The sequence below is a fragment of the Bacillus sp. JJ1532 genome, from assembly GCF_036965085.1.
In the GTDB taxonomy this organism is placed as follows: domain Bacteria; phylum Bacillota; class Bacilli; order Bacillales; family Cytobacillaceae; genus Cytobacillus.
In genome coordinates, this window is the sequence record NZ_JBALOW010000044.1 from 29519 (window position 1) to 44638 (window position 15120).

The window sequence follows — 15120 nt, forward strand, 5'->3', positions numbered from 1 at the left end:
ATGGGGTTTAATAAATGGAACCATTTATTTTGAAAAAAAGCGAGTATTTTGTTATTAATGAATGGGCTGAGAAGTTTCCCGGTTTACGTGCGGGATTTACGAGTAAAAATGGCGGAGTTAGTGAAGGCGCTTATTCCTCTTTGAACCTTGGGCTCCATGTAAATGATTCAGTGCAATCTGTTAGACAAAACCGGGAACATATGGCTGAAAGATTAGGATTCCCACTTCATACATGGGTGAGTGCAGAACAAACACATGACATACACATAGAAAAGGTAAATAGAGAAAACGGCGGGAGAGGCTCTTTACTTTATGAGGATTCCTACAAAGCAACAGATGGCTTTTTTACAGCAAATTCTGGACTGCTGCTAACCTTATGCTACGCCGACTGTGTACCCCTTTATTTCTGTCATGAAAAGACTGGAGCAATTGGTGTTGCCCACGCGGGCTGGAAGGGAACAGTCAATGGGATTGCCAGCGAAATGGTTTCAATGTTTAAGAAAGAAAATATGGACATTGAAGGAATTCATGCAGTAATTGGACCATCCATTTGCGGTAAATGTTATATTGTTGATAATCGTGTTATATCAATAATAGACAAAAACCTAGCCGATTACCATCCTAAACCTTATACTCAAATAGAGGATAATCAATATTTTCTTGACTTAAAGCAATTAAATAAAGATATTCTAATTAAATCAGGCGTCATGGAAAAAAACATAATCGTAACAAATTTATGCACCAGCTGTGAAAACAAAGATTTCTTCTCGCACCGAAGAGACAAAGGGAAAACAGGAAGAATGATGAGTTTTATTGGCTGGAAGGAGGATTTCTAGTTTTAAATGAAGGTCATTGAAAATCTAAAAAAAATTCAAATGAAAATAAAAAATGCTTGTGAAAGATCTAATCGAAATATTGAAGATATTAAGATTATCGCTGTAACCAAATACGTATCGACTGAACGCGCCCTTGAAGCGCTTGATGCGGGTGTTATCCATTTAGGAGAAAATCGAGATGATGGACTCCTAGAGAAATGGGAAGTGATCAAGGACAAGCCGGTATGGCATTTTATTGGTGCTTTACAAACTAGAAAAGTGAAAAATATCATTGGCATAGTTGACTATATTCACTCTCTTGACAGATTGTCGCTTGCTCAAGAAATAAATAAGCGTGCAAACAAGCAAATAAAATGTTTTATACAAGTCAATGTATCAGGTGAAGAATCAAAGCAGGGAATTCATCCTGAAGAGGTTAAGAAGTTTATTGAGGAGTTAAGTCAGTATCCAAATATTCTTGTATGTGGTTTAATGACAATGGCTCCGCTAACTTCTGATGAACAACTGCTAAGATCATGTTTTCAAAAACTTAAAAAACTGCAGATTGACATTCAACAGATGGAATTAGATTACGCACCTTGTCATGAGCTATCGATGGGTATGTCAAATGACTTCGAGATTGCTATTGAAGAAGGAGCGACAATGGTCCGGATTGGAACCGCTCTTGTAGGAAACGAGGAATAGGAGGTTTGTAAAATGAGCATAAAATCAAAGTTTAAAACATTTTTCTTCTTAGATGATGAATATGATGATAGACAAGAAGAATATATGGAAGAAGAGCCCGAACAAAAACAGCCTCAATCTCAAAAACAGCCCGTGCAGAAGAATAATGTCGTCAGTCTTCAAAGTGTGCAAAAATCATCAAAGGTTGTATTAATTGAACCACGTGTGTATGCAGAAGCACAGGACATTGCTGACCAATTGAAAAACAGAAGAGCAGTTGTTGTTAACCTACAAAGAATCGATCGGGACCAGGCAAAAAGAATTGTAGACTTCTTAAGTGGAACCGTCTATGCGATTGGCGGGGATATACAGAAAATTGGGACTGATATTTTCTTATGCACCCCTGATAATATTGAGGTTTCAGGTAATATTTCTCAAATCATGCAAGAAACTGAATTCGAAAGTTCGAGGTGGTAATATTTAATGGGTATTATACTTAGTGTGTTAACATCGATTATTTACTATTATTCATGGGCATTAATCATCTATATTTTATTGTCCTGGTTTCCAAATGCTAGGGAGTCAGGAATTGGGCAATTTTTAGGAAGAATTTGTGAACCTTACTTAGAACCGTTCAGAAAAATAATTCCACCACTTGGTATGATTGATATATCTCCAATTGTGGCTATTTTAGTTCTACGCTTTGCATCAAGCGGATTGCACCAGTTGTTCGTTTGGATTGCATAATTTGAAAGCTACAGGGCTCTTTCCAAGGCCCTTTTTTGTTTTCTTATTCCAGAGGGGCAGTAAAATGAAAACAAAGGATGCTACTTAAAGGAGTATTGTAAGTAAATGTCTATTTACCAGCACTTTCGTCCAGAAGAAAAAGGTTTTATTGATCAAGTTCTTAACTGGAAGAACTCCGTGGAAATTACATATGCACCGAAATTAACTGATTTTCTTGATCCAAGAGAACAGGAAATCATCAGACAATTAATTGGAATTAATAATGATGTAAAGATACAGTTGTTTGGCGGCTTTGATATGGCTGAGAGGAAGCGTGCCTTGTTATATCCAGAGTACTTACAGCCAGAGGATGAAGACTTTCAAATATCTTTATATGAAGTTGAATATCCGAAAAAGTTTGTTAACTTGGAACATCCTCAAGTGCTTGGCAGCCTAATGTCTCTTGGGCTAAAAAGGATGAAATATGGTGATATCCTTCTTGAAGATGATCGGATACAGTTTTTAGTAACTAGAGACATTGAACACTATATTTCTACGCAATTGAACACAATTGGCAAGGCCTCTGTCAGTTTAGTGAAACTGCCATTAGCCAGTGCCCTTCAGTCGAACGAAATTTGGTCTGAACAATCTGTAACTTCAACATCTTTACGGTTAGATACAGTTGTTTCTGCTATTCATAATATTTCAAGGCAGAAATCTCAAACTTTAATTCAACAGGGTCTTACTAAGGTGAATTGGACTTTAATTGAAAATCCATCTTTTGAAGTGAGAGAAAGTGATATAATTTCAATTAGAGGGTATGGCCGTGCAAAAATTATCTCTTTAGAAGGAAAAACGAAAAGAGATAAATGGAAAATCACCGCGGGAAAACAAAAATAATTATTAATATTGCAGGATTTTGCTACAAGTTGTCGAATTAATATTAGATAGATATTTATTAGACCAAGTACATAATTATTACTACTGAATTTGGGAGGTGGCCAAGATGCCATTAACACCGTTAGATATTCATAATAAAGAATTCAGCAAAGGATTCCGAGGTTATGATGAAGATGAAGTAAATGAATTTCTTGACCAAGTGATTAAAGACTATGAAATTCTAATTAGAGAAAAGAAGGAATTAGAGGAAAGACTAAATGACCAAAACGAACGGATTGGCCATTTTACCACAATTGAAGAAACGTTAAATAAATCAATTATTGTAGCCCAAGAGGCTGCAGAAGAAGTAAGAAGAAACGCACAAAAGGAAGCAAAGCTTATCATTAAAGAGGCTGAGAAAAATGCGGACAGAATTGTCAATGAATCATTATCAAAGGCAAGAAAAATTGCCCTTGAAATTGAGGAATTAAAAAAGCAATCGAAGGTATTCCGAACTCGCTTTAAAATGCTAATCGAAGCTCAGCTTGATTTGTTAAATAACGATGACTGGGATCATTTACTGGAATATAAGCTTGACGCTACCGAATTAAAATCCGCTCAAGAAGAGGATTCATTAGCTTGACGAAAGCAGAATATATCGCATATAATCTTAAAAAGAATGTAAATTATGAACATTAACTATGAGAGGGACAGTACAAATTTCATAGCTTAGATCATTGCTTAGCAGGCATTGTCAGCGAACCAGGGAAGGTGAAAGCCTGGAGTAAGCGGAGATTTGGAAGATCACCCTTGAGTTCCTTTGTTGAACATCCTTTAAGGATCAGTAGATAAAGGCGAGTCATTCACGTTAAGAATTTTTAAAGCGGATAGAAGTTTATTTATTATTCTATCTACAAGGGTGGTACCGCGGGAAATAATACCTTCTCGTCCCTTTTTGGGATGAGGGGGTTTTTTTATTTTTAGAAGCTCTAGCCACATCAATAATTGGTTTAATGTTGTTAAAAATGGTAATCATGAAGCTAGTGAAAGCTACGGGAGGAAAAGGAAATGGAATACAAAGATACTTTATTAATGCCAAAAACAGAATTTCCTATGCGTGGAAATTTACCAAACCGTGAGCCCGAAATTCAGGCTAAATGGAAAGAAATGAATATTTATGAGAAAGTTCAAGAACGTACAAAAGGCCGTCCAATGTTTGTTTTGCATGATGGGCCTCCATATGCAAATGGTGATATTCACATTGGCCATGCTTTAAATAAAATCCTCAAAGATATGATTGTCCGCCATAAGTCAATGAGCGGTTACCATGCTCCATATGTTCCTGGCTGGGATACACATGGTCTTCCGATTGAGCAGGCACTGACGAATAAAGGGGTCAAGCGTAAGGAAATGACTGTTGCAGAATTCAGGAAGCTCTGCGAACAATATGCATATGAACAAATTGACAGCCAGCGTACTCAGTTCAAACGCTTAGGAGTAAGAGGGGATTGGGAAAATCCTTACATTACCTTAAAGCCTGAATATGAAGCACAGCAAATTAAAGTGTTTGGGGAAATGGCGAAAAAAGGCTATATTTACAAAGGCTTAAAGCCAGTATATTGGTCTCCATCTTCTGAATCAGCATTAGCAGAAGCAGAAATTGAATATAAAGATAAGCGCTCTCCATCCATCTATGTAGGCTTTAAAGTAGCTGATGGCAAGGGTGTATTAGATGAGGACACGCAAATCGTCATTTGGACAACAACACCTTGGACAATTCCTGCTAACCTAGGGATCGCTGTTCATCCTGAGCTTAACTATGTTGTTGTGGAAGAAAAAGGTCAAAAGTATGTTGTTGCAGCTGACCTTTTAGAAGCAGTTACGAAGGAAGTAGAATGGCAGGACCCTCAAGTAGTTAAAACAGTTCAAGGTTCAGAACTTGAAAATATTGTTGCTGTCCATCCATTATATGGACGGGATTCTCTTGTCATATTAGGAGAACACGTAACGATTGATGCCGGTACTGGATGTGTTCATACCGCACCTGGTCACGGGGAAGACGACTTCTATGTTGGTCAGAAATATGGACTTGATGTATTATGTCCAGTTGATGACCGCGGATATATGACGAAGGAAGCTGAGGGTTTTGAAGGGTTATTCTATGATGAAGCCAATAAATCAATTACCGAAAAACTTGATGAGGCTGGGGCGTTATTAAAGCTTTCATTCATTACCCACTCTTATCCACATGATTGGAGAACAAAAAAGCCAGTTATTTATCGTGCAACAGCACAATGGTTTGCTTCCATTAAAGATTTCCGTAAAGAGCTTTTGGATGCTATAAATGAAACAAAGTTTGTACCTGCATGGGGCGAGACTCGTTTATTTAATATGGTTCGTGATCGTGGAGATTGGTGTATTTCACGTCAGCGTGCTTGGGGTGTGCCTATTCCTGTATTTTATGCAGAAAATGGAGATCCGATTATTACGGATGAAACCATTAATCATGTTTCCAACCTATTCCGTGAGCATGGATCAAACATTTGGTTTGAAAAAGAAGCAAAAGATTTACTTCCAGAGGGCTTTACACATCCTGAAAGTCCAAATGGGGAATTTACGAAAGAAACAGACATTATGGATGTATGGTTCGATTCAGGCTCGTCACACCAGGCTGTATTATTGGAGCGAGATGACCTGCAAAGACCAGCTGATCTTTATTTAGAAGGATCTGACCAGTACCGAGGATGGTTTAACTCATCTCTATCCACAGCTGTTGCTGTTACTGGAAAGGCTCCTTACAAAGGGATTCTCAGCCATGGATTTGTTTTAGATGGTGAAGGAAGAAAGATGAGCAAGTCATTGGGCAATGTTGTCATTCCAGCCAAAGTAATGAATCAATTAGGCGCAGATATTTTAAGGCTTTGGGTGTCTTCAGTAGATTATCAGGCCGATGTTCGTGTTTCTGATGCGATTTTAAAGCAAGTTACTGAGGTATACCGCAAGATTAGAAATACTTTCCGTTTCTTACTAGGAAATCTTGCTGACTTTGATCCAAACACAAATGCTGTTTCCTTTGAAAACTTGCGAGAAGTAGACCAGTTTATGCTTGTAAAATTAAATAAATTAGTTAAGACTGTTCGAGAAGCCTATGAACATTACGAGTATGCCGGCATTTATCATGCTGTTAATAATTTCTGTACACTTGATTTGAGTGCGTTCTATCTCGATTTTGCAAAGGATATTCTCTATATTGAAGGGAAGGATCATCCTGATCGTCGTGCTATTCAAACCGTTCTGTATGAGTGCTTGATTTCCTTAACAAAATTAGTTGCACCTGTTCTTTCCCATACGGCAGATGAGGTTTGGAGCTTTATCCCTTCAGTTAAAGAAGAAAGTGTTCAGCTAACTGATATGCCAGAGTATAAAGAACTGCCTAACGCTAAGGGACTAGAAGAGAAATGGACATCATTTATGAAACTTCGTGATGATGTTTTGAAGGCTCTTGAAGAAGCGCGCAATGAAAAGGTAATTGGTAAATCACTTACAGCGAAAGTAACAATGTTTGTAGATGAAAAGGCGAAGAGCTTACTTGATTCCATTGATGAGAATGTTAAACAACTATTCATTGTTTCTGGTTTTGAGGTAGCAGGAAATTATGAGGATGCTCCTGAAGATGCTCTTAAGTTTGAAAATACAGCGATCGTTGTTTCTAAAGCTGAAGGAGAAACATGTGAACGCTGCTGGATTGTTACACCAGAAGTGGGTCTGGTTGAAGAATTTAATACATTATGCCCTAGATGTGCAGATGTTGTTAAAACGCAATACAGCCACTTAGCATAATATTTTTATGAGGAGGGTCAGACTCCGCAAGGTATATCTTGTGGAATCTGGCCCTTTGTTAATTGTTGTACTCACTGTAAAAACTTACACCGACTTTTAAATATGCAAGCGGATATAATAGGTAGAAATAAATAGAACGGAGGAGCATAAATGGATGCCAAAGCAGAACCACTTTATTCGGAACTCCGTAAAACACGAATGGAACTTATGGAAAGGTTAGAGGACAATAATTCTTCATCCCTTATTAAACCAATCATTAAAGCAGAACTATTAGATGTGGAAGATACATTAAATAAAATTGAATTAGGTCTTTTTGGCAGATGTGAAATTTCAGGTGAACTGATTCCTGAAGAGCTGCTAACTATGGTACCAACAATAAAATCCTTGGATGACTATGAAAAAATCGACTGTTACTTTAGAAAGGGGATATTTCATTAACAACAGGATTACTGTGTTTTTTATAAAGAATGTGCTAAAATGCAAAGGTAATACTATGAAAATGTGGGGGTTGCCTTTGTGTTTTATTACATAATTGCTTTACTAATTATTGCACTGGATCAGTTCACAAAATGGCTTATAGTCAAAAACTTCCAATTGGGAGAAAGTGTGGAAGTAATCAAAAATTTCCTCTATATAACCTCTCATCGAAACAAAGGTGCGGCTTGGGGAATTTTGCAAGGCCAAATGTGGTTTTTTTATGTAATAACGGTCATTGTTATCATCGGAATTATTTATTACATTCAAAAAGCTGCAAAAGGCAAACTGCTGCTAGGTGTATCTTTAGGCTTTATGCTAGGGGGAGCGATCGGTAATTTTATTGATCGTGTTTACCGGAAAGAAGTTGTTGATTTTATTAACACTTATATTTTTGGCTATGATTTCCCTGTCTTTAATGTTGCTGACTCCGCATTAGTAATCGGTGTTGCTTTGCTTATGATACAAATGCTGCTAGAAGAGAGAGCGTTGAAAAAGGAGAAATCTCATGGAGAAAATGGAACACATCATTCCTGAGGAACAGGCGGGTGAAAGAATCGATAAGGTTCTTACATCATTAAATAAGGAATGGTCTAGGACACAGGTTCAGCTGTGGATTAAGGATGAGCATGTTCTCGTCAACGGACAAAAAATAAAGACAAATTATAAATGCAGTCTGAATGATCAAATAGTGATTCAAATTCCTGAACCAGAGGAATTAGACGTTGTACCGGAAGAAATGGATTTAGATATTTATTATGAAGATCAGGATGTTTTAGTTGTCAATAAACCTAAAGGAATGGTTGTACATCCTGCACCTGGGCATTTAACAGGTACACTTGTTAATGGGCTTATGGCGCATTGTAAAGATTTGTCTGGGATCAATGGGGTCATGAGACCAGGGATTGTTCATCGAATTGATAAAGATACATCAGGTTTATTAATGGTGGCAAAAAATGATCTTGCCCATGAAAGTCTTGTGAATCAGCTAGTTGAAAAAACTGTAACTAGAAAATATAAGGCGATCGTTCATGGTGTAATCCCTCATGATTACGGAACAATTGATGCCCCTATTGCACGTGATCAGAAAGACCGGCAAAGTATGGCTGTTGTTGATAATGGAAAAAAAGCCGTTACACATTTTCATGTTCTCGATCGGTTTAACGATTATACGTTCATTGAATGCCAGCTGGAAACAGGCAGAACACATCAAATTAGGGTACATATGAAGTATATAGGCTACCCGCTTGTTGGAGATCCAAAATATGGCCCGAGAAAAACTCTTGATATAGGCGGACAGGCATTACATGCAGGTATTTTAGGCTTTGTCCATCCTAGATCAGGTGAATATATGGAATTTGAAGCCCCATTACCGGATTATTTCGAGCAATTAATGGAACAGCTCCAAAAATAATGATTGACATATGAGTGTATGTAAAATAAAATTACTATAGTTAAATAAGTCCTTTAATCACAGTCCCGTGAGGCTGAGAAGGAAGCGGATAAGATATCAAGTCATCTATTGTATGACTTGATCCTTAATGAACGCCTATATCCTCTCGCCATAGCGGCGAGAGTTTTTTTGTAAAGGGGTGGTTAACATTTCAGAGAAAGCAATCGTTCTTGATGAACAAGCAATAAGGAGAGCATTAACGAGGATTGCCCATGAGATCATAGAAAGAAACAAAGGTATTGAAGGCTGTGTTCTTGTCGGAATTCGAACTCGGGGAATATATCTTGCAACTCGGCTTGCTGAAAGAATCGAGCAAATTGAAGGAACAAAGATTGCTGTTGGGGAACTAGATATAACGCTATATAGAGATGATTTAACAAAAATTACAGCGAGTCAGGAACCACTAGTCAAAGGGTCGGATATACCTAAAGATATTAATGACCAGAAGGTTATACTGATTGATGATGTTCTTTATACAGGCAGGACAGTAAGAGCTGCTCTTGATGCATTGATGGATATCGGCAGACCTTCTACGATTCAACTAGCAGTCCTTGTTGATCGTGGACATAGGGAATTGCCAATCAGGGCAGATTTTGTTGGAAAAAACATTCCGACTTCAAGTTCAGAGAAAATTGTTGTGGCATTAAAGGAAGTCGATCAAGTCGATCAAGTAAGTATATATGAAAACTAAATAACCCTTTTTAAAAGCAGTCCTGTGAGACTGACAAAGGGGGAATTACACATACAGAATGTCCTTTTCTGTATACCTGTACCCTCTTTGCGCAAATTTGGCAAATGAGGGTTTTTTTATGGCTACTGGGAAAATCAAAAGAAATAGATATGAACATCAACTAGTAGGAGAGGTATATGATGAACAAACCAGTATTAGACATTAAAGATGTTCCATCACCAATGCAATGGTTAACATTAAGTTTACAGCATTTATTCGCCATGTTCGGCGCAACAGTATTAGTTCCGTATCTTGTTGATTTAGATCCTGCCATAGCCTTAATTTCAAGCGGCTTCGGCACACTGGCCTTTCTTATGATCACTAAATGGAAGGTTCCGGCCTATCTGGGCTCATCATTCGCCTATATCATTCCGCTGCAAATGGCAGGAAAAGCAGGCGGAATTGGGGCGATGATGATCGGAAGCTTTATGGTAGGTCTCTTGTATGGGGTTGTCGCTCTTATTATCAAAAAAGGCGGCTATCGTTGGCTAATGAATCTTCTGCCGCCAATAGTTGTCGGTCCAGTCATCATGGTTATCGGATTGGCTTTATCGGGAACAGCAGTAGGAATGGCGATGAATAACCCGGTAACAAGCGAATATAGTATGCTTCACTTCTCTGTAGCGCTTGTCACATTAGCTGTAACGATTATTTTCTCGGTTTACTTTAAAGGGATGCTAAGCATGATCCCAATCTTAGCTGGAATCATTATAGGGTATGTATATGCTCTTGCAGTAGGAATTGTTGATTTTACAGGTGTTCGGGAGGCAGACTGGATTGAAGTTCCTGATTTTGTTTTCCCATTCGCCGACTACAATATAAGCTTTACATTAGATCTCATGCTCTTAATGCTGCCTGTTGCAATCGTTACAATTTCTGAGCACATCGGACACCAGCTCGTCCTAGGAAAGGTAGTTAACAAAGATTATATTAAAGACCCTGGTCTACATCGTTCGCTTCTTGGAGATGGGACAGCAACGATGATCTCAGCGATCATGGGCGGACCGCCAAAGACTACGTATGGTGAAAACATCGGTGTACTCGCGATCACTAGAATATATAGTGTGTATGTATTAGGCGGTGCAGCCGTTTTAGCGATTATCTTCGGGTTTATCGGGAAAGTTTCAGCTCTCATCAGCTCTATTCCTACACCTGTTATGGGCGGAGTATCAATCCTTTTGTTTGGAATAATCGCCTCATCTGGATTGAGAATGTTAGTGGACAGCAAAGTAGACTTTGGTGACAAAAGAAATCTAGTGATTGCTTCGGTCATCCTAGTCATCGGCATTGGCGGAGCACATGTCGATATCGGACCATTGCAGATCCAGGGAATGGCTCTTGCAGCGATTTGCGGAGTGGTTTTAAACTTGATTTTACCTGGCCGAGAGCCGGTAAAGGATAATATGTTTGAAACAGAATTAGAATAAGGTTAATCAGTATAACGCCTTTTAAGTAAGTCCAGAGAGATTTGAAAGGGTGTTGAAGTGATTGGGTAAAAGGAAATCATTGCTTCCTTTTGCCAACTTGTCTCTTCAACTCTTCAGCACCCTGACAAAATGTCAGGGTGTTTTTTTTAGAAGATAAGGGAGGGTTTATGAATGAAACATTTACTAACGACAACTGAATTAACTATTAATGAAATTAACGAAATTCTTGAAGATGCTCAATACTTTTTAGATGGTGGTACATGGTCAGCTGGGAAAAATATGTTTGTAGCGAATTTATTCTATGAAAATAGCACGAGGACGAAATGCAGCTTTGAAGTTGCTGAAAGAAGATTAGGAATTAATACGATCCCATTTGAAGTGAGTACATCAAGTGTGCAAAAGGGTGAAACTCTTTATGATACGGTTAAAACGCTTGAAGCAATAGGAGCAAATGCAGTTATTATTCGCCATAGCGAAGATCGATATTTTGACAGTTTAGATGGAAAAACAGATGCTGCAATCATTAATGCTGGTGACGGATGTGGGCATCATCCTACACAATCGCTTCTAGATTTATTAACCATCAAACAGGAATTTGGCTGCTTTCATGGATTAAAGGTTGCGATTATCGGTGATATCAGACATAGCCGAGTAGCAAGGTCGAATGCTGATACTTTAGTAAGATTAGGTGCTGAAGTTGTTTTTTCAGGACCTGAAGAGTGGTTTGATGATGAAATTCTTGAAAATGGGGTCAATTTTGAAAATATTGATACAGCTGTAGCTACTTCCGATGTTGTCATGCTGTTAAGAATTCAGCATGAACGCCATGAAGTTAAAGGGGATCGAACAGCTGAAGAATACCATCAAGCCTACGGATTGACTGTGGAAAGGGAAAGAAAAATGAAGCCAGGAAGCATCATTATGCATCCAGCTCCTATCAATCGTGATGTTGAAATAGCTGATTGCTTAGTAGAATGTGAACGGTCAAGAATATTTAAGCAAATGACGAATGGTGTTTTTGTAAGAATGGCGGTATTAAAAAGAGCACTTGAACAATCTGAAAGGGGCGGTAAAGATGTCAACACTTATAAAGAATGGGCAGTTGCTAACTAATGAAGGGGAGTTCATTAGAAGAGATATCTTAATAGAATCTGGAAAGATTGTTGAAATAAAAGAAGGAATTTCAAAGGAAGCAAAAGAAACGATTGATGCTTCGGGTTTGCTTATTGCTCCTGGATTTATTGATCTGCATGTCCACCTTCGCGAGCCAGGAGGCGAGAAGAAGGAAACTATTGAGACTGGAACTAAGTCCGCTGCAAAGGGCGGATTTACAACGGTTGCGGCCATGCCAAACACAAGACCTGTTCCTGATTCTAAGGAACAATTGGAAAAGTTAAATAAACGTATTGAAGAAACGGCTTCTGTTCGAGTTCTTCCATATGCATCTATTACCATTCGTGAGATTGGTGAAGAGCTGACAGATTTCCAAGCACTTAAGGAAGCTGGGGCTTTTGCCTTTACGGATGATGGGGTTGGCGTTCAATCGGCTGCGATGATGCTTGCCGCTATGAAGCGTGCTGCTGAAATTAATATGCCAATTGTAGCCCATTGTGAAGAAAATACGCTTATAAATAAAGGCTCCGTTCATGAAGGAACTTTTTCAAAAGCAAATGGTTTGAATGGTATTCCTTCTGTATGTGAATCTGTCCATATAGCTAGGGATGTATTGCTCGCTGAGGCTGCTGATTGCCATTACCATGTTTGTCATATTAGTACAAAGGAATCCGTAAGGGTCGTACGCGATGCAAAAAAGGCAGGTATTAAAGTTACGGCTGAAGTAACGCCTCATCATCTTTTATTATGTGAGGAAGACATCCCTGGCCTTGATACGAATTATAAAATGAACCCTCCACTAAGAGGTTTAGCTGATAAAGAAGCACTAATTGAAGGAATTCTCGATGGAACAATTGACTTTATTGCTACTGATCATGCGCCACATTCAGCAGAGGATAAAGCAGAAGGCATGAAGCTGGCACCATTCGGGATTGTTGGATTGGAAACAGCGTTCCCACTCCTTTATACACATTTCGTGGAAAAAGGGATTTTCTCTTTAAAGCAATTAATTGATTATTTAACAATAAAACCTGCTCAAGCTTTTGGTTTATCTTTAGGGAAAATTGAAGTAGGAGCAGAAGCAGATATCGTCTTACTAGACTTAGAACATACAGAAAAAATTGATCCTGAACAATTTTTATCAAAGGGCAGAAATACACCTTTTGGAGGCTGGGAGTGCAAAGGCTGGCCTGTATTAACAATGGTTAATGGGCAAGTTGCATGGAGTAACAGAAAAGTAACAGTATGAATGAACAGCAAGAGGAATCCTGCTACAAGGGGTGTATATAAATGATAAAAAAAGAATTATGTCAAGTTGTATCACAACAAGAAATTGCTGAACGTATTTTTGAGCTCACCTTAAAAGGTGAGCTTGTTAACGAAATGAATGAGCCTGGCCAATTTGTCCATTTGAAGATTTCTGAACAATTTGACCCGCTTTTGAGAAGACCGATTAGTATTTCTGCCATAAACAAAGACGAGAAAGAGTTCACAATGATTTACCGTGCGGAGGGTAAAGGAACTATCATTCTATCAGAGAAGAAACCAGGTGATACTGTTGATGTTCTAGGCCCTCTAGGTCATGGCTTTCCATTAGAAGAGGCCAGTGCTGGAGAAACGGCACTTTTAGTTGGGGGAGGAATAGGTGTTCCGCCTCTATTTGAATTGTCTAAGCAGCTTGTAAAAAAAGGGGTCAAGGTTATTCATGTACTTGGCTTCCAATCATCAAATGTTGTTTTTTACGATGAGCAATTTACACAGCTCGGGGAAACATATGCTGCAACAGTTGATGGCAGCTATGGCAGGAAAGGATTTGTCACAAATGTGATCGAAGACGACAAAATTAACTTTGATATTCTCTATTCCTGCGGGCCTACTCCAATGCTAAAAGCATTAGAACAAGCATATAAACATAAGAAAGTTTACCTGTCCTTAGAGGAAAGAATGGGCTGTGGAATTGGAGCCTGCTTCGCTTGTGTATGTCATACTGGAGAAGATCCTACTGGATACACATATAAAAAGGTATGCAGTGATGGTCCGGTTTTCAAGGCAGGGGAGGTTGTATTATGAAAACTTTAGAAATAAGCCTGCCAGGATTACAATTGAAAAATCCGGTTATGCCGGCATCAGGCTGTTTTGGGTTTGGCAGAGAGTTTAGTCAGCTTTTTGATTTAAGCTTGCTCGGAGCAATTATGATAAAGGCTACAACATTTGAGCCTCGATTTGGAAATCCGACACCACGAGTAGCGGAAACCTCCGCTGGTATGCTGAATGCAATAGGATTGCAAAATCCGGGCTTAGAAAAAGTAATAAATGAAGAGCTGCGCTGGTTAGAGCAATTTGATGTTCCGATCATTGCTAATGTTGCTGGCTCCCAGGAAGAAGATTATATTGCTGTCGCTAAAGAGATTTCTAAAGCACCAAATGTCCATGCATTAGAATTGAATATATCCTGTCCAAATGTTAAGACAGGCGGCATTGCTTTTGGCACAATTCCTGAAGTGGCAAAGAACTTAACGAAAAAGGTTAAGGAAGTTTCTGAAGTACCTGTATACGTTAAATTATCACCAAATGTGACAAATATAGTTGATATGGCAAAAGCGATCGAAGACGGCGGTGCCGATGGTTTAACAATGATTAACACTTTAGTTGGCATGAGAATTAACTTGAAGACCGGAAAACCGATCTTAGCGAATCAAACAGGCGGATTATCGGGCCCAGCTATTAAACCAGTGGCAATCCGGATGATCCACGAGGTTAGCCAGCGAGTATCTATTCCAATCATCGGAATGGGCGGTATTCAATCAGCGGAAGATGTAATTGAATATTATTATGCTGGAGCAAGTGCTGTAGCTGTAGGAACAGCCAATTTCGTTGATCCATTTGTTTGCCCGACAATTATTGAAGAATTACCAGAACTATTACAAAGCCTAGGCTTCGAACATATTTCTGAGTGCACGGGAAGGAGCTGGAAATAAG

Annotated in this window: 16 protein-coding genes and 1 other annotated feature; all 16 genes read left to right on the plus strand. The window is 38.7% G+C overall.

Translation table 11 applies throughout. The annotated features are described in order from the left end of the window. Window positions 1-14 precede the first annotated feature (14 nt). Window positions 15-836 (plus strand): peptidoglycan editing factor PgeF, encoded by an 822-nt coding sequence (gene pgeF / locus V7122_RS14935; protein ID WP_335346324.1) that lies wholly within the window; start codon window positions 15-17, stop codon window positions 834-836. Window positions 837-842: 6 nt separating this feature from the next. Then, on the plus strand, window positions 843-1520 hold the full coding sequence (locus V7122_RS14940) for a YggS family pyridoxal phosphate-dependent enzyme (RefSeq protein WP_335346323.1): 678 nt from the start codon (window positions 843-845) through the stop codon (window positions 1518-1520). A gap of 12 nt (window positions 1521-1532) precedes the next feature. After that, window positions 1533-1976 carry a cell division protein SepF gene (locus V7122_RS14945; RefSeq protein WP_335346322.1) on the plus strand — a complete coding sequence of 148 codons (444 nt, stop codon included), beginning with the start codon at window positions 1533-1535 and terminating at the stop codon, window positions 1974-1976. 6 nt (window positions 1977-1982) lie between these two features. Beyond that, complete coding sequence (locus V7122_RS14950) at window positions 1983-2246, plus strand: YggT family protein (RefSeq protein WP_066289306.1); 264 nt, start codon at window positions 1983-1985, stop codon at window positions 2244-2246. A gap of 105 nt (window positions 2247-2351) precedes the next feature. Beyond that, on the plus strand, window positions 2352-3125 hold the full coding sequence (locus tag V7122_RS14955; RefSeq protein WP_335346321.1) for an RNA-binding protein: 774 nt from the start codon (window positions 2352-2354) through the stop codon (window positions 3123-3125). Between the two features lie 106 nt (window positions 3126-3231). Further along, window positions 3232-3747, plus strand: a complete 516-nt coding sequence (locus V7122_RS14960; RefSeq protein WP_066289301.1) for a DivIVA domain-containing protein — start codon at window positions 3232-3234, stop codon at window positions 3745-3747. A gap of 49 nt (window positions 3748-3796) precedes the next feature. Continuing rightward, window positions 3797-4060, plus strand: a binding site (T-box leader). A 112-nt stretch (window positions 4061-4172) separates the two neighbouring features. After that, window positions 4173-6944 (plus strand): isoleucine--tRNA ligase, encoded by a 2772-nt coding sequence (gene ileS, locus V7122_RS14965; RefSeq protein WP_335346320.1) that lies wholly within the window; start codon window positions 4173-4175, stop codon window positions 6942-6944. Between the two features lie 150 nt (window positions 6945-7094). Next, the gene (locus V7122_RS14970) at window positions 7095-7382 is read left to right on the plus strand and encodes a hypothetical protein (RefSeq protein ID WP_335346319.1); all 288 of its coding nucleotides are present in this window, start codon (window positions 7095-7097) and stop codon (window positions 7380-7382) included. A 78-nt stretch (window positions 7383-7460) separates the two neighbouring features. Further along, a complete protein-coding gene (lspA, locus tag V7122_RS14975) occupies window positions 7461-7955 on the plus strand; it encodes a signal peptidase II (protein WP_335346318.1) in 495 nt (164 codons plus the stop codon). After that, entirely contained in the window at window positions 7927-8832 is a 906-nt protein-coding gene (locus V7122_RS14980) for an RluA family pseudouridine synthase (RefSeq protein WP_335353339.1), read from the plus strand. Before lspA ends, V7122_RS14980 begins: the two co-directional genes overlap by 29 nt. Window positions 8833-9019: 187 nt before the next feature. After that, window positions 9020-9562 carry a bifunctional pyr operon transcriptional regulator/uracil phosphoribosyltransferase PyrR gene (gene pyrR / locus V7122_RS14985; protein WP_335346326.1) on the plus strand — a complete coding sequence of 181 codons (543 nt, stop codon included), beginning with the start codon at window positions 9020-9022 and terminating at the stop codon, window positions 9560-9562. Between the two features lie 179 nt (window positions 9563-9741). Further along, entirely contained in the window at window positions 9742-11028 is a 1287-nt protein-coding gene (locus V7122_RS14990; protein WP_335346325.1) for a solute carrier family 23 protein, read from the plus strand. A 171-nt stretch (window positions 11029-11199) separates the two neighbouring features. Then, window positions 11200-12141, plus strand: a complete 942-nt coding sequence (locus tag V7122_RS14995; protein ID WP_335353340.1) for an aspartate carbamoyltransferase catalytic subunit — start codon at window positions 11200-11202, stop codon at window positions 12139-12141. Continuing rightward, entirely contained in the window at window positions 12104-13390 is a 1287-nt protein-coding gene (locus tag V7122_RS15000) for a dihydroorotase (RefSeq protein WP_335344152.1), read from the plus strand. Before V7122_RS14995 ends, V7122_RS15000 begins: the two co-directional genes overlap by 38 nt. Window positions 13391-13431: 41 nt before the next feature. Further along, entirely contained in the window at window positions 13432-14211 is a 780-nt protein-coding gene (locus V7122_RS15005; RefSeq protein WP_438823975.1) for a dihydroorotate dehydrogenase electron transfer subunit, read from the plus strand. Next, window positions 14208-15119, plus strand: a complete 912-nt coding sequence (locus V7122_RS15010; protein WP_335344151.1) for a dihydroorotate dehydrogenase — start codon at window positions 14208-14210, stop codon at window positions 15117-15119. Before V7122_RS15005 ends, V7122_RS15010 begins: the two co-directional genes overlap by 4 nt. Window position 15120 lies beyond the last annotated feature (1 nt).

Coding starts and splice junctions, on each gene's coding strand:
- pgeF (WP_335346324.1), top strand. CDS start 15: ATGGAACCATTTATTTTGAAAAAAAGCGAGTATTTTGTTATTAATGAA.
- V7122_RS14940 (WP_335346323.1), top strand. CDS start 843: ATGAAGGTCATTGAAAATCTAAAAAAAATTCAAATGAAAATAAAAAAT.
- V7122_RS14945 (WP_335346322.1), top strand. CDS start 1,533: ATGAGCATAAAATCAAAGTTTAAAACATTTTTCTTCTTAGATGATGAA.
- V7122_RS14950 (WP_066289306.1), top strand. CDS start 1,983: ATGGGTATTATACTTAGTGTGTTAACATCGATTATTTACTATTATTCA.
- V7122_RS14955 (WP_335346321.1), top strand. CDS start 2,352: ATGTCTATTTACCAGCACTTTCGTCCAGAAGAAAAAGGTTTTATTGAT.
- V7122_RS14960 (WP_066289301.1), top strand. CDS start 3,232: ATGCCATTAACACCGTTAGATATTCATAATAAAGAATTCAGCAAAGGA.
- ileS (WP_335346320.1), top strand. CDS start 4,173: ATGGAATACAAAGATACTTTATTAATGCCAAAAACAGAATTTCCTATG.
- V7122_RS14970 (WP_335346319.1), top strand. CDS start 7,095: ATGGATGCCAAAGCAGAACCACTTTATTCGGAACTCCGTAAAACACGA.
- V7122_RS14980 (WP_335353339.1), top strand. CDS start 7,927: ATGGAGAAAATGGAACACATCATTCCTGAGGAACAGGCGGGTGAAAGA.
- V7122_RS14990 (WP_335346325.1), top strand. CDS start 9,742: ATGAACAAACCAGTATTAGACATTAAAGATGTTCCATCACCAATGCAA.
- V7122_RS14995 (WP_335353340.1), top strand. CDS start 11,200: ATGAAACATTTACTAACGACAACTGAATTAACTATTAATGAAATTAAC.
- V7122_RS15000 (WP_335344152.1), top strand. CDS start 12,104: ATGTCAACACTTATAAAGAATGGGCAGTTGCTAACTAATGAAGGGGAG.
- V7122_RS15005 (WP_438823975.1), top strand. CDS start 13,432: ATGATAAAAAAAGAATTATGTCAAGTTGTATCACAACAAGAAATTGCT.
- V7122_RS15010 (WP_335344151.1), top strand. CDS start 14,208: ATGAAAACTTTAGAAATAAGCCTGCCAGGATTACAATTGAAAAATCCG.